Origin of the sequence: Streptomyces sindenensis, from assembly GCF_014649035.1 — a bacterium.
Lineage (GTDB): Bacteria > Actinomycetota > Actinomycetes > Streptomycetales > Streptomycetaceae > Streptomyces > Streptomyces sindenensis.
In genome coordinates this window covers 15,020-33,631 of the sequence record NZ_BMSG01000051.1, presented here as the reverse complement: position 1 = coordinate 33,631, position 18,612 = coordinate 15,020, and the positions used below count along the sequence as shown (strand labels likewise).

Genomic DNA, 18,612 nt, shown 5'->3' with positions numbered 1-18,612 from the left:
CCTTCGGTCCCGTATCACCGGGGCCCTCCGGGCGCTTCCCTTCGTTTACTTCTTTTGTTTCACTGTCTTGCTGTCTTGCGTTTCCGACTCTATCAGACTCTTTCGTGTCCGATTCCCGGTCGAAGCGGGCCGTGCAGTTTCGCTTTCCAGGTTCTTCGCTTTCGCGTTTTCCCTTTCCAGCGGTTCCAACTTTACCAGACTCTTTTTCGTTCCGTTTCCGGTCCGAATTTGATTTCCGGTGACCTGTTGAGTGGCCTTGCCTTTCGGCGGACCCGACTTTATCAGAATCTCGCGGGGCAAACGAACAACCCGAGCGATTCGATAAAGGAGAATCATGCGGCCCGGCGGAGCTAACAAGAACTCCTGCGCGAGCGAGGTAGACAATATGCGCTCATCCCGAACCTGTCAAGTCCGAGGCAACCGTTCAAATCTACCTCCCCACATCTGCCGTGTCAACGGGTTTTGTGGGCGAAGAGGAGACTAGCAGCTCGGCAGGGGTAAAAGCACATCGGCCGTCAGGCTGCGGTGGGAAGTTCGGCGCTGCGTTCGACCGCGGTGAGGTCGCCCGTGTCGCCGGCGCGGGCCGCGCGGCCGCCCAGGATGTAGACGTACGCGAGAAAGCCCAGTTCAGCGGCGATGCCGATGGCGATCCGGGCCCAGGTCGGGAGTCCGGACGGTGTCACGAAGCCCTCGATGAGCCCGGAGACGAACAGGACCACTGCCAGCCCGATCGCCATGCCCAGTGCGGCGCGGCCCTGCTGGGCCAGGGCGGTCCGGCGTGACAGGGGGCCCGGGTCGATCACCGCCCAGCCGAGGCGTAGCCCCGTGCCCGCGGCGACGAAGACCGCGGTCAGTTCGAGCAGGCCGTGGGGCAGCACCAGGCCGAGGAAGACATCGAGCCGGCCGGCGGAGGACATCAGGCCTATGCCGACGCCGAGGTTCAGCATGTTGAGGAACAGGATCCAGATCACCGGTATGCAGAGAAACGCCCCCAGGACCAGGCACAGGGCCGCGGCCTGCGCGTTGTTCGTCCATACCTGCGCCGCGAACGACGCGGCCGGATGGCTGGAGTAGTAGGTCTCGTACTCCCCGCCCGGCCGGGTCATCGCGCGGAGGTCTTCCGGTGCCCCGATCGCTGCCTGCACCTCGGGGTGCGTGCCGATCCACCAGCCCAGAAGTGCCGCCACCGCGGTCGAGAGCACCGCGGTGGGCACCCACCAGTGGCGCGATCGGTAGACCGCAGCGGGGAATCCCGCGGTGAGGAAGCGGACCGCGTCCCGCCAGGAGGCCTTGCGGGTGCCCGTCACGGTCGACCGGGCACGGGCCACCAGCTGGGTCAGGCGTCCGGTGAGGAGGGGGTCGGGGCTGCTCGACTGGATCAGCGAGAGGTGCGTCGCCGTGCGCTGGTAGAGGACGACCAGTTCGTCCGCTTCCGCACCCGTGAGGCGGCGCCCTCGGCGCAGAAGGTGTTCGAGGCGGTCCCACTCCGTGCGGTGGGCGGTGACGAAGACGTCGAGGTCCATGGGCGTCTGTTGCTCCAGGCAAAGGGGCGTACGGGTCCGTACTGCTGCGGCGCGCTGGCGGTCAGCTTGGCAGACTGGGCTCGGCTGGGGCAGGGAAGGTCGGCGAAGGGTGGGGCCCGATGAGTGAGCTGGTGACCGGTGACGCGGTCGTTCTGGGTTTGAGGCCCGCTCGGCTGCCCAGCCGGGCCCTGGCCTCCGCCATCGATCTGGCGGTGACGTTCGCCGTCTTCATCCTGGTGTCGGTGGTGCTGGGTATAGCCTCCGCGGCCCTGGACGAGGCCGCCCTCGCGGCGATCGGGGTCGCCTCGTTCCTGCTGGTCCTGATCGGTGGGCCCGTCGCGGTGGAAACGCTGAGCCATGGCCGCTCCCTGGGGAAGCTGGCCTGCGGGCTGCGGGTGGTGCGGGACGACGGCGGGCCGATCCGGTTCCGGCACGCGCTCGTCCGTGGGGCCATGGGGCTCGTCGAGATCCTCCTGACTTTCGGTGCCCTGGCCTCCATCGCGTCCCTCGTGTCGGCGCGGGGGCGCCGGATCGGTGACGTGTTCGCCGGAACGCTGGTGATCCGGGAGCGCGTCGCCGCGACGGGCCGGTCCGTTGCTGTGCCGCCTCCCCCGCCCTGGCTGGTCGGCCGGTTCGCGCAGCTGGATCTGTCGGGCGTACCGGACGAGCTCTGGTCGGCGATACGGCAGTACCTGACGCGGATGCAGCAGCTGGATCCCGGTGTGGGGCGGTCGATCGCTGAGCGGCTGGCCGGTGAGCTGGTCGCTCGGACGGGGGCCGCCGCGCCGCAGGGCGTTCCCGCGGCCGCGTTTCTGGCCGCGGTGGTGCATGAGCGGCAGTCCCGGGATGCGCGGCGCGTGTTCGCCGGGCCTCGGGGCGGCACGGGGGCCGGGGGGCACATCGAGGCTCCGGCTCCCCTTGCCCCCGTAACCCCTGTGCCCCCTGTTGTCGCCAGGGCCAATGGGCTTGGTGGGGGTACTGCTGCTGGGGGCGGTGGTGTCGGTGATGATCGGCAGCGGCGCGGGGGTGCTGCCTCGGCCGGGTTCGCTCCGCCCGGCTAGTCGGCGGCCGGGCTGTCCGTGTCCGGCTCGCCGAGGTCCGGCCCGCCCAGGCCCGGCCCGTAGGTGCGCGGGGACGGGGGTGTCTCCAGGTGTTCGAGCTCGATGCCGGGGGCCGCGAGGACCACGTCGCCGGCGATGTGGACGGTGTGCCGCTCCCCGGTGTCCAGGGCGCTGACCTGGTATTCGTCCACGATCAGGGGGCCGTTGTCAGTGGCGTGCGCTTCACTGTTGATCAGGGCCCAGGACTGGTCGACGGTCCTGGGTGCGAGGACCGGGTCCGTGAAGGTGACCACGCGGACGCGCGTCGTCGGGGAAGCGGGGGTGAGGCGCAGGAGACGGGTCGTGGCGATCAGGAAAGCGGGGGACGTGCCGGCGAAGGTGTGGGCGCGGACGTTGCCTTCGGTGGCGTAGCTGCCGGTGGGATCGGTCCGGACCCAGGTGACCCCTTCCAGGGCCGCTCCTCGTACCTGCCAGCTCGCTGCATGGAGTTCGAGGCGGATGGGCCTGCCGAGCTCGTCCAGGGCGAGGTCGAGGGAGCCGAGGTGGTCTGCGGAGGAGGATGTGGTCTGCGAGACGTAGCGCCAGCCGGAGGGGCCGGGGGCGCAGTGGAAGTGTTCTTCGCCGAGGGGGGTGTGATCGTGAAGGTCGTGGAGCGAATACCTGCCGCGGGGCATGGGGTCCTTCGGGTTCCTCGGGTGGTGCGGGGGCGGTAACGGGAGCAGGCCCCCGGCACGGGGGTGCGGGGGCCTGCACTCGGACTGCTACGGGTCTGCCGCGGACGGCAACGCATGTGCTGCGGAACTGCCGCGGAACTGCCGCTGGATGCTGTGACGCCGCTCGGTGTTCGGAAGGCCGGTCTTCCGAACACCGAGGGGTGCATCAGTAGCGGTAGTGGTCGGGCTTGTACGGGCCCTCGACCTCGACTCCGATGTACGCCGCCTGCTCGGGGCGGAGCGTCGTGAGCTTGACGCCCAGGGCGTCGAGGTGGAGGCGGGCGACCTTCTCGTCCAGGTGCTTGGGCAGCACGTACACGTCGGTCGGGTACTCCTCCGGCTTCGTGAACAGCTCGATCTGCGCGAGGGTCTGGTCGGCAAAGCTGTTGGACATCACGAAGGACGGGTGCCCGGTCGCGTTGCCCAGGTTCAGCAGGCGGCCCTCGGACAGGACGATGAGGACCTTGCCGCCGGGGAACGTCCAGGTGTGGACCTGGGGCTTGACCTCGTCCTTCACGATCCCGTCGATCGCCGCGAGACCGGCCATGTCGATCTCGTTGTCGAAGTGGCCGATGTTCCCGACGATCGCCTGGTGCTTCATCCGGGCCATGTCCTTGGCCATGATGATGTCCTTGTTGCCCGTCGTGGTGATGAAGATGTCCGCCGTCTCCACCACGTCGTCCAGCGTGGCGACCTGGTAGCCGTCCATCGCCGCCTGGAGCGCGCAGATCGGGTCGATCTCCGTGACGATCACCCGGGCACCCTGGCCACGCAGGGACTCCGCGCAGCCCTTGCCCACATCGCCGTAGCCGAAGACGACGGCGGTCTTGCCGCCGATGAGGACGTCGGTGGCGCGGTTGATGCCGTCGATCAGGGAGTGGCGGCAGCCGTACTTGTTGTCGAACTTCGACTTGGTCACCGCGTCGTTCACGTTGATCGCGGGGAACAGCAGCGTCCCGTCACGGTGCATCTCGTACAGGCGGTGGACACCGGTCGTCGTCTCCTCGGTCACCCCGCGGATCTCGGACGCGAGCTGGGTCCACTTCTGCGGAGACTCACCCAGGGTGCGGTTCAGCAGGGTGAGGATGTGGGCGTACTCCTCGCTGTCCGCGGTCGACGGGTCCGGAGCCTGGCCGGCCTTCTCGAACTCGACACCCTTGTGGACGAGGAGAGTGGCGTCGCCACCGTCGTCCAGGATCATGTTCGGGCCGCCGGTGGGGGTGTTCGGCCAGGTCAGCGCCTGCTCCGTGCACCACCAGTACTCCTCCAGAGTCTCGCCCTTCCAGGCGAAGACCGGGACACCCGCAGGAGCCTCCGGGGTGCCGTTCGGACCGACCGCGATGGCGGCCGCGGCGTGGTCCTGGGTGGAGAAGATGTTGCAGGACGCCCAGCGGACCTCGGCGCCCAGGGCGACAAGAGTCTCGATGAGCACGGCGGTCTGCACGGTCATGTGCAGCGAGCCGGTGATCCGGGCGCCGGCCAGCGGCCGGGCCGCGGCGAACTCCTTGCGGATCGACATCAGACCGGGCATCTCATGCTCGGCAAGCGTGATCTCCTTACGCCCGAACGGGGCGAGGGAGAGGTCGGCGACCTTGAAGTCCTGGCGATCGGTGGCCGTCGTCATAACGGGCTGCTCCTCGTGATGGGTCGAGGGTGGGCTGTCTCTGGGCTGACTCTGCGGCGCGGCGGGCACAGGAATGCCCGGGCGGATTCGCAGTGCAGTCCGTCGGAGGCCCTCTGTCCCTCGCCCGGCTCGCTGGTGCCAGCCGGTCGACCGCCATCAGCAGCGACGTCTGTTTTCCGTATCCGAATCTACACCGAACGGCCCAGTGAGCCCCAGTCCGATCGGAGAGAGGGGCGTGTGTGCGGGGTCACCGGGCCGATCGGGGCTGGTGTGCGGTGGGTCAGTGGCCGGAATCGCTCGGGGTCTCGGTCGGGCCGTCGGGCGTCCTGCCCGGGTTGGTTCCGGTCGCGGCGGCTTCCGCGTTGTAGATGTCCGGCTCCAGGTAGATGACCCGGGCGATCGGGACGGCGTCGCGGATGCGGCGCTCGGCGGCGTCGATGGCCTCGGCGACCTCGGCGGCGGTCTCGTCGTGCCGGACCGCGATCTTGGCGGCGACCAGCAGCTCCTCGGGGCCGAGGTGCAGGGTGCGCATGTGGATGATGCGGGTGACGGTGTCGCCGTCCACCACGGCCGCCTTGATCTTCTCGACGTCCTCGATGCCGGCGGACTCACCGAGCAGGAGGGACTTCGTCTCGACGGCCAGGACGATCGCGATGAGGATCAGCAGGATGCCGATGCAGAGGGTGCCGATGCCGTCCCAGACGCCGTTGCCGGTGGCGAGGGCGAGACCGACGCCGCCGAGCGCCAGGATCAGGCCGACGAGGGCGCCGAGGTCCTCCAGCAGCACGACCGGCAGCTCCGGGGCCTTGGAGCGGCGGACGAACTCGGTCCAGGAGCGGTTGCCGCGCAGGAGGTTGGACTCCTTGATCGCCGTACGGAAGGAGAAGATCTCAGCGATGATCGCGAAGACCAGGACCCCGACCGGCCAGTACCAGGCCTCGATCTCGTGCGGGTGCTTGATCTTCTCGTAGCCCTCGTACACGGCGAACATGCCACCGACGGAGAAGAGGACGATGGAGACGAGGAACGCGTAGATGTAGCGCTCGCGCCCGTAGCCGAAGGGGTGTTCGGGGGTCGCTTCGCGCTTCGCCCTCTTGCCGCCGACCAGCAGGAGCCCCTGGTTGCCGGAGTCGGCCAGCGAGTGGACGCTCTCCGCGAGCATCGACGAGGACCCACTGAAGAGGAACGCTACGAATTTGGCCACGGCGATCGAGAGGTTGGCGGCGAGTGCCGCCACGATCGCCTTGGTTCCGCCTGACGCGCTCATGAGTGCGTGGTGTCCCTTCGTCGGTACGCGGCGGTACCTACCGCCGTGGTGAGGCGGCACATTGTTGCAGCCGCCGGGGCGGCCCGTGAGTCAGGCCGCCACGGTGGCCCGGAAGAGTGTGCCGGGTCCCGTCGTCTCGACCCGCTCGCCGGCCGGGACAAAGGCCGACTCCCCCGGCCGGAGGGAAAGTTCGCCGACCGTGACGGTGCCCGCCGTGCAGAGCAGGATCTGGGGGGTGGAGGCGGTCAGGTCGGTGGGGGCCGCCCCGGAGGCGAGCGTGTAGCGGGACAGGGCGAACTCGTCGACCGGGGTTTCGTAGAGTTCCTCGCCCGACGGGGCCGCTTCGGGGCGCAGCACGCCGGGTTCGGTGGCCTCGAAGCGGACGATGCGCAGGAGTTCGGGGACGTCGATGTGCTTGGGGGTGAGGCCGCAGCGCAGCACGTTGTCCGAGTTGGCCATGATCTCGACGCCGAGGCCGTCGAGGTAGGCGTGCGGGACGCCCGCGCCGAGGAACAGGGCTTCGCCGGGCTGGAGTTGTACGTAGTTCAGCAGCATCGCGGCGAGCACCCCGGGGTCGCCGGGAAAGTGGTGGGCGATGCGGGCGTACGGGGCGTGGGCGCCGCCGAGGCGTTCGGCGGCGGCCGCGGCCTCGGTCACGGTCTCGGCCATCTCCGCCGGGTTCGCGCCGAGGATCGCCGTGAGCACCTCGCGGAGGGCCGCCTCCTCGGGGTGGGCGCGGAGGAGGTCCACGTACGGCTTGAGGGAGCCGACGCCCAGCGCTTCCATCGCGTCCGCCGCCTCGGTGGGCGGGCGGAAGCCGCACAGCCCGGCGAAGGGGGTGAGGGCGCAGATGAGTTCGGGCTTGTGGTTCGCGTCCTTGTACGTGCGGTGGGGGGCGTCGATGGGAACGCCGCGGGCCTCCTCGTCGGCGTAACCCTCGCGGGCCTGGTCCAGGTCGGGGTGGACCTGTACGGAGAGGGGGGCGCCGGCGGCGAGGAGCTTGAGGAGGAAGGGGAGGCGGGGGCCGAAGCGGGCGACGGTCGCAGCGCCGAGCTCGCCTTCCGGGTCGGCGTCGATGGCATCGGTGAGGGCCAGTTCGGTCTCGCCGGACGCGGTGGTGCGGGTGATACGTGAGGGCGCTCCGGGGTGGGCTCCCATCCACATCTCGGCCTGCGGTTCGCCGGTGGGCGCGATGCCGAGCAGGGCGGGGATGGCCGTGGTGGACCCCCAGGCGTAGGGGCGCACGGTGTTGGACAGCCGGTCCATGGAGTCGTCCTCGGGTGGGGCGGGTGGGTCGGGTGGGGCGGGTGGGTCGGGTGGGGCGGTCAATCGGTCAATCGGTCAATCGGTGCACGCCAGGCATATCAGTGTTGCGTGAGGCTCCGGCGTCGGTGGGGTGGACGGGGGGTGAGGCGCAGGTGCGGCCTGGGGGCGGGGGCCTGGAAGCCTGGGGTGGGTACGCCTTGTCAGGTGAGGCTTACCCGTCCCACCTTGAATATTTTTGCCATGTTTGCCCTATTTTGTTCTGTCCGGTGTTGTGTCAGGGCTGGGGGGCCGACGCCAGTGAGAGGTAGACCGCCGCGAAGTCGGTGATCGCGAGCAGTTCGGCGACGGCTTCCAGTCCGTCTCCCTCCTCCGGCTCCAGCTCGCTGACGGGGGTGTCGTGGCCGAGCGCCAGTTCCCGGGCGGCCGGGTAGGCGCTCAGGCCTCCCGTCGGGCGGTCCCGGAGCAGGACGACCCGGGCTCTCAGCGTCTCGCCCTCCTCGACCCGGTCGCGGAAGAAGTCGTCGGGGTCGGCGCCGGCCGCGAAGTCCCCGGCGAGGAGCGTGCCGTGCGAGGGCAGCGCCTCGGGAAGCTGGGCGGTGAGGGCGGGGCGGCCCGCCAGTTCGGACAGTACGGCGGCGAAGCGGCGGCCGACCGGGCCCGCGGCTTCGCCCTCCGTCCACAGCAGCGGCAGGCTGTCGGCGAGTTCGGCGGCGAGCGTCTTGGCCGGGTTGCTGTACGTGGCGATGGCCGGGCCGCAGCGTTCCGCGGTGCGGTCCAGGCGGTCCGCCACCTTCTGCAGGTCCTCGGGGGTCGCGGTCACCAGGCCGACCCGGTCCAGAAGCGCCAGCAGCGGCGTGAGCAGCGCCCACAGCGTGCCGGGGCCGGCGGCCGAGGTCTCCGCGTCGTACTCGCCGTGCGGGGCGGCCGCCATCGGGACGACCAGGCCGTGCACCCCGTCGACCGCCTCGCGCAGCGGTGAGCGGACGGGGGCGACGGCGACGACGGTGCAGCCGCGGCGGTATGCCTGCTCGGCGAGCAGGGCGAGGCCCGGTTCGGAACCGTCGGCGGTCGCGATGAGGAGCAGGTCCACGGAACCGGCCCAGCCGGGCAGGGCCCAGCGGAGGGCGCCGGGGGCGGGGGCCACGCCCGTGGGGTGGATGCGGGTGACGGGGGCGGCCGCGCCCGCCAGTGCGCCGATCAGGTCGGCGACGCCGGAGGCGGCGGTGCCGGGGCCCGCCACGAGGACGGCGCGGGGGCGGCCCTCGGGGGCCAGGCCGCCGATGCCCGCCTCGACGGCGTGCCGGGCGGCGGTTCGGACCCGGGCGCCGGCCTCGGCTGCGCCGCGCAGCAGGTCGCGGCGGTCGGCTCGGGCCAGGGCTTCCGGGGCGTCGAGCAAGGACTCGTCGAGCATGGCGGTGGGCCTCCGATCACCGTGGGGGTGCGGGCTGCGGGTACGGGTGGGGCGCCCTCGACCGGCTAGGCCTGACTCGGCCCCGACTGGCTCGGCCTCGACGGGCCGGCCTGGTTCGGAGCCGATGCCGTTCGCCTCGCCTGCCGTCTGCTGCCGGCCTGTCCCGTACGGGTGTCGCTCGCGGTCAGGCGGGGCGGCGGGCCTCGTCGACGAGCAGGACGGGGATGCCGTCCCGGACCGGGTAGGCCAGGCCGCAGTCGTCGCCCGTGCAGACCAGTTCGGGGGTGTCGGACGCCGAACGGTCGTCGAGCGGGGAGTGGCAGGCCGGGCAGGCCAGGATCTCCAGGAGGCCGGCTTCGAGCGGCATGGGTGAGTCCCTTCGAGCATGCGAGTTCCGATCCGCGTGGATCAGGCGTCGTCAGCCTACCGCTGGGGTGGAGGGGGCGCGGCCTGGCCCGGGCGAGGAAACGGGGGATGGCGTGGGGGTGAGCCGGGGCGGGGCCGGAGCCGGGGTGGTGCCGGGGCGGGGCCGGGGCCGGGACCGGGGTGGTGGGGCCGGGGCGGGTGGGCGCCTGCGGCGGGCTGCTCCCCTCCCCGCCCCTTCCCGTAACCGGGGCTCCGCCCCGGGCCCCCCTTGTGTCCTCAAGCGCCGGAATGGCTGGGGCGGCCTCACGGGCCAGGGTTCGGGGCCCCCGGCGGCCCCGCCCGGCCCCGCTCCTCAAACGCCGGAGGGGCTAACCGGAGGGGCTAACCGGAGGGGCTAAAGAGGTCCCCGGATCAGCCCCAGGACCTCGTCCCGTACCGCTGTCATCGTCTTCTCGTCCCTCGCCTCCACGTTCAGGCGCAGCAGCGGTTCCGTGTTCGAGGCTCGGAGGTTGAACCACCAGTCGGGGGCCGTCACCGTGAGGCCGTCCAGGTCGTCGAAGGTGATGTCCTCGCGGGTGCCGTACGTCTTCTTGACCTTGGTCAGGCTGGCGGCCTGGTCGGCGACGGTGGAGTTGATCTCGCCCGAGCCGGTGTAGCGGTCGTACTCCGCGACCAGCTCGGAGAGCGGCTTCTGCTGGCCGCCCAGTGCGGCGAGTACGTGGAGGGCGGCGAGCATGCCGGTATCGGCGTTCCAGAAGTCGCGGAAGTAGTAGTGGGCCGAGTGCTCGCCGCCGAAGATCGCGCCGTGCCCGGCCATCTCCGCCTTGATGAACGAGTGGCCGACCCGGGTGCGGACCGGGGTGCCGCCGTTCTCGCGGACCACCTCGGGGACGGACGAGGAGGTGATCAGGTTGTGGATGACGATGCCCTCGCCGCCGTTGCGGGCCAGCTCGCGGGCGGCCACCAGGGCCGTGATCGCGGACGGGGACACGCCCGCGCCCCGCTCGTCGACCACGAAGCAGCGGTCCGCGTCACCGTCGAAGGCGAGGCCCAGGTCGGCGCCCTCGGCGAGGACGCGGGCCTGGAGGTCGACGATGTTCTTGGGGTCGAGGGGGTTGGCCTCGTGGTGGGGGAAGGTGCCGTCGAGCTCGAAGTACATCGGTACGAGGTCGAGCGGGAGGCCGTCGAAGACCGTGGGGACCGTGTGGCCGCCCATGCCGTTGCCCGCGTCCACCACGACCTTCAGGGGGCGGATCGCGGTCAGGTCGACCAGGCCGAGGAGGTGGGACGCGTAGTCGATGAGGGTGTCGCGTTCCGTGATCGTGCCGGGGGTCGTGGCCGCGGCGGGCCGGGGCGCCCCGTCCGACCACTGCTCGACCAGGGTGCGGATCTCCGCGAGGCCCGTGTCCTGGCCGACCGGGGCCGCACCCGCCCGGCACATCTTGATGCCGTTGTACTGCGCCGGATTGTGCGAGGCCGTGAACATCGCCCCGGGGAGGTCCAGCGCCCCCGACGCGTAGTAGAGCTGGTCCGTCGAGCAGAGGCCGATGAGCGTGACATCCGCGCCCCGGGCCGCCGCGCCGCGCGCGAAGGCGGCGGACAGGCCTGGCGAGGTGGGCCGCATGTCGTGGCCGATCACGATCGCGTCGGCGGCCGTGACCTGGACGAACGCGGATCCGAAGAGTTCGGCCAGCGACTCGTCCCACTGGTCGGGCACCACTCCGCGCACGTCGTACGCCTTCACGAGCTGCGACAGATCAGCAACCACGGCCGGTCCTCCTGGGGTCTTTACGGACCGCCCAAACTACCCGGCCGGGCGGCGCGTCAGCAGGCGGCCTCGGGCGACGGGCTCAGGAGTCCGGGGAGCGCAGCACTCTCAGGTGGCCCCGGCGGGCCACCTCCACCGGGTCGGCCGAACGCCGGCCCCGGCCCTCGCCGTCCGGGCCGCGGTCGTGCGGGCGTGCCGCCTCGCGGACCGCGTTGGCCAGTGCTTCGAGGTCGTCGCCGCTCGGGTGCGCCGGGGCGGAGCCGTCGGAGAGCCGCACCACTTCCCAGCCCCGCGGCGCGGTGAGCCGCTCACTGTGTTCGGCGCACAGGTCGTAGCAGTGGGGCTCGGCGTAGGTGGCGAGCGGGCCGAGGACCGCAGTCGAATCGGCATAGACGTACGTCAGTGTCGCGACGGCAGGGCGGCCGCACGCGGTGCGCGAACAGCGACGTACAGGGCTCACGATGTTGGACGGTACCGCACTCTTGAGCGGGCCGCGACGACTCCCCCCTCGGGTCACCCCACCGTGTCGCCCTGTGACCTGCCGCACAGCGGGACCTCCGGTGGCTACCCTGACCTGCGCCGCCGCAGGGGGCACGCGATCGCCGGCCGGCCGCACCGGTCGCGGGCGGGGTGGATCGCGGCGTCAGGAGCACGGTCAATGATCGGATGGCGGGCCTGAAATGGGCTCAACCTTGGCCGAAATGTTCAACTGTGGACATCCGGAAGTCTCCCCTCCCTGGGACGTCCGGACCCATCCCGTGGGAGCTGGAACGGTCCGCCTCGCCGCGCCACCTGGCCACGCCGCCGCGTTGCCTCGCCGCGTCGCCTTGCCGCGTTGTCTCGCCGATCGTCCCGGCCCCCCGAGCGTTACGCTGCGTCGGTGATGGACAGCTCCGTACCTCCCCACCCGTTCGAGCCGCGGCCCCGGCGCCGCGACCGTCATGGCCGCGGAATGCGCGGGCCGGTCGCGCCGCCGCAGGTGCCGCTGTCGGCCAGCCGGGGCGAGACCTTCCGTGATCTGGTCCAGGACTCGGTGGAGCGGCTGGAGCGGCGCTGGCCCCAGCTGGCCGAGGTCGACTTCGTCGTCCTCGATGTGCCCGATACGCCGGAGGAGGTTGTTCCGCTCGGCAGCGCGGTCTCCGCGCGGAAGGGGCGGCCCGCGCAGATCGTCGTCTACCGGCGGCCCGTCGAGATCCGCACCAAGGGCCGCGACGAACGCGCCCTGCTCGTGCACGAGGTCGTCGTGGAGCAGGTCGCCGAGCTGCTGGGGCTGGCCCCCGAGTCGGTCGATCCCCGGTACGGGCAGGACTGACCTCCGGGGGCCCGCCGCGGCCCGCCGCCGGCCGCGCCCTCAGTCGTCCAGGACCGAGAGGTCCTGGCGCGCTGCCGGGACCTCGACCATGCCCCTGTCGTCGGGGAGCGTCTGCACCGTGAACATCTGGATGCCGTCCGAGGCGATCGCCAGCGAGCGCGACGCGTGGACCGGGCCGCCCGAGGTCGTCTCGACGGTCAGGGCGTAGGAGCCCTTGAGGCCTTCCGGGGCCTTCGGGGTGACGGCGAGGGTGGTTCCGGCCTTGACCGTGTACGTCTCGACGGCCGGTTCGCCGCCGCCGCTGCCCGCCGACGCGGTGACCTTGACCTCGGCCGTGGCGCCCGGCGCGGCCAGGGACAGCGTCGAGCCCTTGGCCCGGTTGTCCGGGACGGTCGCCCGGGCGCCGACGGGACCGGTGGCGGGGATGTAGGCGATCTCCTGCTGGTCGCCCTTGCCCCGGACCACGCGCAGCGCGGCCACGATCGGGGTCGCCCGGTCCTTCCGGACGGGGCTCAGGCGCAGGGAGCCCGGTTCGCCACGGGTGAGGTCCTTGAGGTCGACGGAGGCCGTCATCGAGGACTTGATGTGCAGGGTGGCGTTGCCGGCCGGGGAGAACGTCGCGTTCTTCCCCATGAGCTGGACCTTCACGTCCGCGTCGTCCTCGCCGGGCGCGAACGCCACCAGCTGTACGGAGGTGGCGTCGGCCGGGATGCCCGGCATCACGAGCGTGCCGGAGGGGTCCTCGGACGCGGTGATCCAGTCGCTGCCCGCGCCGTCGTCGGCGCTCATGACAACCGCCCCGATCCGCCCCGAGCGGGTGGTGACGTGGGCGGTCAGCCGGTCGACGGCCTCGGAGGTGAGGGTGGACAGCAGGACGGCGACGCTGGAGCGGGCGGGCACGGTGATGCCGTCGCCGACGTCGGACTTGATCGCGCCCTCGGGGCCGTACAGCTCGATGTCGGCCACGGCGCCGGCGTCGTCGGGGTTGGTGAGGTGGATGTAGTCCTGGCGGGACTTGGCGGTGCTCGCGCCCGGGAACCAGAAGTCCGTGTCGGGGGCGGTGCAGGTGACCCCGAGGAGTCCCCGGGAGCCGCCCGCGGTGACCTCGGTGGTCTGCTGGGCGGCCCAGCCGGGGGCCAGCCTGCCGGTGGCCGTGCCGACGAGGGCCGGGGCACCGGCTCCGTTCGCCTCCGCGACGACCGGCTTTCCGGGCTCCTTCAGGGCGAGGACCGGCTTCTCGGCCTTCTCCCTCGCCTTCTTCGCCGCTTCCTCGGCCTTCTTGGCCTTCTTCGGGTCGGTCTCGTCCTCGTCGTCCATGATCGGCAGCGCCGGCTTCAGCTCGGCGGTGCCCTTGGCTTCGCCGCCCTCGCCCGCCGGGGTGAACGCGGTGTACTGCGTCTCGGCGAGGTCGGAGTTGCTCGGCGCCGGGCAGACCAGACCGGCCCGCTCGACCGGCAGCAGCGCGGCGGGCTTGGCGACGGACTTCGCCGGGGCGCCGGGCGCGGTGACCGTGGCGAATCCGGTGACGGCGGCCAGGACGGCGGCGCCCGCGATCAGGGACAGGTGGGTGGACTTCACTCGGACTCGCCTCGCGATGCGTTACCGGTCTGCCACGGGGCCTGCCCCGGGGCCGGGGGGTCGGTCTGTTCGCCGTTCTCGGTGTACGGGTGCTGCTGGTGCTGGTGGTGCTGCCCGCCGATGTGCTGGCCGTACTCGTCGTACGCGCCCTGGTCGTCGTAGGCGGCGCTCCGGCCGTTGTACGTGCCCTGCTCGGCGTAGCCGCCCTGGTCGGCGTACGCGCCCTGGTCGTTGTACTGCTGCGCGTACGGGTCCTGGACTCCGTAGCCGCCCTGGTAGCCGGCGTTCCCCTGCTGTTGCTGCTGGGCGTACGGGTCCGGCTGCTGGTACGCCGCGTAGTAGTCGGCGGTCGGCTGCTGCTGTTGCCCGTCCCACTGTGCGTACTCGTCGTACTGCTGTGGAGCCGCCTGCTGCTCCGGGACCGCCGCATAGCCGCCGGTGGCCTCCTGCGGGTCGTGCGGGGCCTGCGGGTCGTGCGCCGGCGGGTTCTCGGCGTACGGGTCGGCGGACTGCTGCGCCGGGATGTACTCCCCGGGGTCCGCCGCCCGCGACGGGTCGCCGTCCCCGTTCTCGGCGGCCGCCGCCTCGGCCTGGGCCGCGGCGCGCAGCCTGCGGGCGCGGCGGCCCTCGCCGTCGACCGGCTCGGCGGCGACGGCGAGCGCCTCGTCGGGCAGGTCGTCGTCGATCTCCTGGCGGCGGCCCGGCAGGGCCATCACCACCAGGACCACCAGCAGTCCGATCTGGGCCCAGGTCCACGCGGTGTGGGTGATCGGGGCGTCGTGGGTGAGGTCCAGGCGGCCGCCGTTCGCGGGCAGCTCGAAGCCCTGGGCCCAGCCGTCGACGGTCTTGGGCGTCAGCGGCTTGCCGTCCAGCGTGGCCGTCCAGCCGGGGTCGGCGGCGTCCGCGATCCGCAGGACGCGGCCCGCCTCGCCGGAGGGGATCTCCGCGTGGGCCTCGACGGCGGCCGAGCCGACGGCGACGTGCTCGCCCTCTCCGGAGGCCGGGGTGATCATGACGCGGGCGACCTGGCGGTCCACCCGCCACAGGGCGCTGCCGTCGAGCTGGCTGAGGCGGCTGAGGCCCGGGGTCGAGTCGAGGACCCGGCTCATCTGGCGCGGTGCTCCGTCCCGGACGAGGACGTAGCGGATCGCGAAGCCGCTGAGCTGGCCGCCCTGGTCGGCGCCGGAGCCGGCGACGAGGTTGGCGACGACCTTGTCGAGGTGGCTGTTGCTGCCGCCCGCCTCGGTCAGTTCGCCGTCGCCGAGCCGGGCGCCCGAGCCACGGACCAGGCTGTAGGAGACGGTGTCGGGCGAGCTGCCGCCCAGGATGAGGGTGCGGGGCTGGTCGCGGGTGGTGCTCTCCTCCGCGACGAAGGCGGGCACCTGGACGGGGTCGCGGCGCTCCAGCGGGCCGTCGGCGCCGCCGATCATCCAGCCGGCCGCGGCCAGGACCGGGGCCAGTCCGGCGGCCAGCGCGATCAGTGCCGCCACGGGCTGGCGCCAGCCGAAGCTCTGCTCGGCCACCCGGATGCGGGCCCCGTCCGCGCCGACCAGGGCGGCGGCGATCAGGGCGGTGCCGTAGACGAGGGTGGCGGGCCCGGCCCAGGTGGACCCGTTGGCGACGGCGGCGAAGAGGAAGCCGACGAGCGCGACGGCCCAGGCGGTGCGGACGGCGAACTGCCGCTCCTCGCGCAGCAGGGCGGCGAGCGCGGCCAGCACGATGCCGAGCAGCAGGATGCCGCCCGCCGCACCGGGGCCGCCGGGGCTGATGCCGAGCAGGTCGAGACCCGACGCCGATCCCGTACCGAGGTCGAGGCCCGCCTCGGTCAGGAGCGCGGACGGGTTCGTCAGGAGGCTCAGCGACCAGGGGGCGAGGACCAGCACCGGGGTGGCGACGGCGGCGACGAAGCGGAGCCCGTACGCCGTGATGTCGCCGCGCCGCAGCACGAGCACGCCGAGGCCGAGGACCACGGCGAGCGGCCAGACGATCGGGGTGAACGCCATGGTGACGGTCAGCAGCAGCGTGTACGCCCAGGTGGCGCGCCAGCTGCCGCGCTCCCCCGCCGCGCTGTCGGCGCGCAGTCCGTGGGCGGCGACGCCCGCGCGGGCGATCAGCGGGAGGAGGACGAGGAGGACGGCGGTGCCCAGGCGGCCGGTGGCCAGGGCGCCGGTCGCGGCGGGCAGGAAGGCGTACGCGATGCTCGCCCAGGCCCGCAGCAGCCGGGAGGGGAGCAGCGGGCGGGAGGCGAAGTAGGCGGTGGCCCCGGCCAGCGGGATCGAGCAGACGAGCAGCACGCTGACGGCGAGCCCGGTCGAGCCGAGGAACAGGGCCGACAGGCCGGCGAGCAGGGCGAGGTAGGGGGGCGCGGTCTGGGTGCCGCCGGTGCCCACCGTGTGCCAGGCATCCGCGTACCGCCCCCAGAGCGAGCCGAGCTCGGCGGGGACGGGCAGCAGCGCGCCGCCCGCGAGTGCGCCGCCGCTGAGCAGGTTGCGGCAGGCGATGAGCGAGACGACGAGGAGCAGGGCGAAGAGGACGGGGCCCGGCTTGCGGCCGATGCGCTTGAGGCGGGCGAACTGGTCGACTTCGAGGAAGTCGGCGTCGTCGCCGCCGGGACCGGATTCGACGGCTCCGTGGCGGGAGCCACCCGAGTCGGAGTCCGTACGGCCGCCGAAGTTGCCCGCGACCTGGTCGACGGTGGCCCGGACCGTGGCGCCGGGCGGCGGGAACAGGGCGCGCAGCTCGGCGGCGTCGACGACGCCCTTGCCGCGGTTGCGGCGGGCGGTGAGGATGCGGCCGGGGCGCAGCAGGGTACCGAGCAGTCCGGTGACCTCGTCGAGGGCCTGGCCCGGGACCTTGCCGACGAGGTAGGCGAGGGTACGCAGGAGGGTGCCGACGACGAGCCGGAGCAGGACCCAGGGCAGGGCCTTGCCGCGGGCGTTGACGAGCATCGTGTAGACCGCGCCCGCCTTGTCGACGCGGTGGGGGCTCGCGACGGAGCGGCCGGCGCAGTCGATGGGCCGACGTTCGCGGGCGGATGCCTCGGCGTGCCGCAGGACGGCGTCCGGGGCGACGAGGACCCGGTGGCCGGCGAGGTGGGCGCGCCAGCAGAGGTCGACGTCGTCGCGCATCAGCGGGAGCCTGCGGTCGAAGCCGCCGAGTTCCTCGTAGACGTCGCGGCGGATGAGCATGCCGGCGGAGGAGACGGACAGGACGGTACGGACCTGGTCGTGCTGGCCCTGGTCCTGCTCGCGGCGGTCCAGGCCGGTCCAGCGGCGGCCGCTGTTGGCGATGGAGACGCCGACTTCGAGGAGCTGCTTGCGGTCGTACCAGCCGCGCAGCTTGGGGCCGACGATCGTGGCGTGCTTGTCGGTGTCGACGACGCGCAGCATCTCGGCGAGCGCGTCCGGCTCGGGCGCGCAGTCGTCGTGCAGCAGCCAGAGCCACTGGACCGGTTCGCCGTGGGGCAGCTCGGGGAGGTCGTAGTTCTCGTCGACCCAGGTCCGGGTCTGCGGGTCCCAGCCGCTGGGGCGCTTGAGGTACGGCAGGTCGTCCGGGGTGAGGATCCCGGCCGTGCGGGCCGCCTCGTCGACGGCCGTGCCGAAGCTCGTACGGCGTGCCAGGTGCAGGACGCGTTCGTCGCCGAGCGCCTCGGTGACCAGCCGGGCCGAGTCGTCGGCGCTGCCGGTGTCGGCGGCGATGACGTTCTGTACGGGGCGTTCCTGCCCGAGCAGCCCGGCCAGCACGTCGGGCAGCCAGCGGGCGCCGTCGTGGGAGACGAGCACGGCGGTGACGACGTGCCGGGGGAACTCTGGGGCGGCGGCGGCCGCGTTCGGCGCCGCCGAGTGGCTGTGCACGGACATCGAGGTACGGGCCCTCCGGCCGGGTCCGGGGGCGTCCCCGGGGGCTGCATCGGTGTACACGCGCGCGCCGGCGGGGCGTTGGCGCGTCTCGGACGGGGCCCCACACTAACGGTACGGACAGGTGGCGGGGGTCGGAGCCGGCGAAGGGGGGCGGGCCCGGACCTGCCGACGGCCCGTCCACCGGCCCCGGGGGGAGGGGGTGGTGGACGGGCCGTCGGGGACGAGCCGCCGGGAGAGCACCGGCTCTGCGCGGCCGTCCGGGGCTCGGGGCCTGCGGGGAGCCGGGGCGTCCGATGCCTCGTGCCTGACGTCTGATGCCTGGTGCCTGGTGCCTGATGCCGGGTGCCTGGTGCCTGATGCCTGATGCCGGGTGCCTGACGTCTGACGTCTGATGCCTGACGTCTGGCGCCTGATGCCCGGCGTCGCGCGTCGCGCGTCGATGAGATCGGTGTGTGGTGTCCCGCGCCGATGAGAGGGGCGGCTCGGCCGGTCCGGCCGGTGCCGGCGGGCGGCCTCGTGTCAGATCGCGGCCTTCTTCAGGCGTCGTCGCTCCCGCTCGGAGAGCCCGCCCCAGATGCCGAAGCGTTCGTCGTTGGAGAGGGCGTACTCCAGGCATTCCGAGCGCACCTCGCAGGCCAGGCAGACCTTCTTGGCCTCGCGGGTGGATCCGCCCTTCTCGGGGAAGAAGGACTCGGGATCGGTCTGGGCGCACAGTGCGCGCTCCTGCCAGCCGAGTTCCTCGTCCGCGTCCTCGACCAGCAGTTGCTGGAACAGCTCGGTCATGTGCGCCCCTCGTCTGTCTCTTGCGTCCCGTGATGCAGCCTTTTGCGGCTGAACGACACGAGTGAAATTACAAATCTGTA

General features: G+C 72.4%; 14 protein-coding genes. 2 read left to right on the top strand and 12 right to left on the bottom strand.

Features of this window, described 5'->3' with window-relative positions:
- Window positions 1–515: 515 nt before the first annotated feature.
- A complete protein-coding gene (locus tag IE145_RS31960; RefSeq protein ID WP_189528924.1) occupies window positions 516–1,523 on the bottom strand; it encodes a stage II sporulation protein M in 1,008 nt (335 codons plus the stop codon).
- A gap of 119 nt (window positions 1,524–1,642) precedes the next feature.
- Here IE145_RS31960 and IE145_RS31955 point away from each other — a divergent pair, with 119 nt between their 5' ends.
- Window positions 1,643–2,584, top strand: a complete 942-nt coding sequence (locus tag IE145_RS31955; protein WP_189528923.1) for an RDD family protein — start codon at window positions 1,643–1,645, stop codon at window positions 2,582–2,584.
- Here the strand turns inward: IE145_RS31955 and IE145_RS31950 are convergent.
- The 8 genes from IE145_RS31950 to IE145_RS31915 form a co-directional block, all read right to left on the bottom strand.
- Complete coding sequence (locus IE145_RS31950; protein ID WP_189528922.1) at window positions 2,581–3,258, bottom strand: hypothetical protein; 678 nt, start codon at window positions 3,256–3,258, stop codon at window positions 2,581–2,583. The genes IE145_RS31955 and IE145_RS31950 overlap by 4 nt on opposite strands.
- 205 nt (window positions 3,259–3,463) lie before the next feature.
- A complete protein-coding gene (ahcY, locus tag IE145_RS31945; protein ID WP_189528921.1) occupies window positions 3,464–4,921 on the bottom strand; it encodes an adenosylhomocysteinase in 1,458 nt (485 codons plus the stop codon).
- A 280-nt stretch (window positions 4,922–5,201) separates the two neighbouring features.
- A complete protein-coding gene (locus tag IE145_RS31940) occupies window positions 5,202–6,188 on the bottom strand; it encodes a cation diffusion facilitator family transporter (protein WP_189528920.1) in 987 nt (328 codons plus the stop codon).
- 90 nt (window positions 6,189–6,278) lie between these two features.
- Window positions 6,279–7,454: a mannose-6-phosphate isomerase, class I gene (gene manA, locus IE145_RS31935; RefSeq protein WP_189528919.1), complete on the bottom strand. Its 1,176-nt coding sequence runs from the start codon at window positions 7,452–7,454 to the stop codon at window positions 6,279–6,281.
- A gap of 274 nt (window positions 7,455–7,728) precedes the next feature.
- Window positions 7,729–8,865: an SIS domain-containing protein gene (locus tag IE145_RS31930; protein WP_189528918.1), complete on the bottom strand. Its 1,137-nt coding sequence runs from the start codon at window positions 8,863–8,865 to the stop codon at window positions 7,729–7,731.
- A 184-nt stretch (window positions 8,866–9,049) separates the two neighbouring features.
- Complete coding sequence (locus tag IE145_RS31925) at window positions 9,050–9,232, bottom strand: Trm112 family protein (RefSeq protein ID WP_189528917.1); 183 nt, start codon at window positions 9,230–9,232, stop codon at window positions 9,050–9,052.
- Between the two features lie 393 nt (window positions 9,233–9,625).
- The gene (locus IE145_RS31920) at window positions 9,626–10,999 is read right to left on the bottom strand and encodes a phosphomannomutase/phosphoglucomutase (protein WP_189528916.1); all 1,374 of its coding nucleotides are present in this window, start codon (window positions 10,997–10,999) and stop codon (window positions 9,626–9,628) included.
- An 82-nt stretch (window positions 11,000–11,081) separates the two neighbouring features.
- Window positions 11,082–11,516, bottom strand: a complete 435-nt coding sequence (locus IE145_RS31915) for a DUF3499 domain-containing protein (RefSeq protein WP_189528915.1) — start codon at window positions 11,514–11,516, stop codon at window positions 11,082–11,084.
- Window positions 11,517–11,882: 366 nt separating this feature from the next.
- Here IE145_RS31915 and IE145_RS31910 point away from each other — a divergent pair, with 366 nt between their 5' ends.
- Window positions 11,883–12,311 (top strand): metallopeptidase family protein, encoded by a 429-nt coding sequence (locus tag IE145_RS31910; protein WP_189528914.1) that lies wholly within the window; start codon window positions 11,883–11,885, stop codon window positions 12,309–12,311.
- A 39-nt stretch (window positions 12,312–12,350) separates the two neighbouring features.
- Here IE145_RS31910 and IE145_RS31905 read toward each other — a convergent pair whose 3' ends face one another.
- The 3 genes from IE145_RS31905 to IE145_RS31895 all read right to left on the bottom strand — a co-directional run bounded on the left by IE145_RS31905 (window position 12,351) and on the right by IE145_RS31895 (window position 18,532).
- Complete coding sequence (locus IE145_RS31905) at window positions 12,351–13,889, bottom strand: DUF5719 family protein (RefSeq protein ID WP_189528913.1); 1,539 nt, start codon at window positions 13,887–13,889, stop codon at window positions 12,351–12,353.
- Window positions 13,886–17,749, bottom strand: a complete 3,864-nt coding sequence (locus tag IE145_RS31900) for a glycosyltransferase family 2 protein (protein WP_189528912.1) — start codon at window positions 17,747–17,749, stop codon at window positions 13,886–13,888. The genes IE145_RS31905 and IE145_RS31900 overlap by 4 nt, the downstream gene beginning before the upstream one ends.
- Before the next feature lie 519 nt (window positions 17,750–18,268).
- Window positions 18,269–18,532: a WhiB family transcriptional regulator gene (locus tag IE145_RS31895; protein ID WP_003968728.1), complete on the bottom strand. Its 264-nt coding sequence runs from the start codon at window positions 18,530–18,532 to the stop codon at window positions 18,269–18,271.
- Window positions 18,533–18,612: the final 80 nt, after the last annotated feature.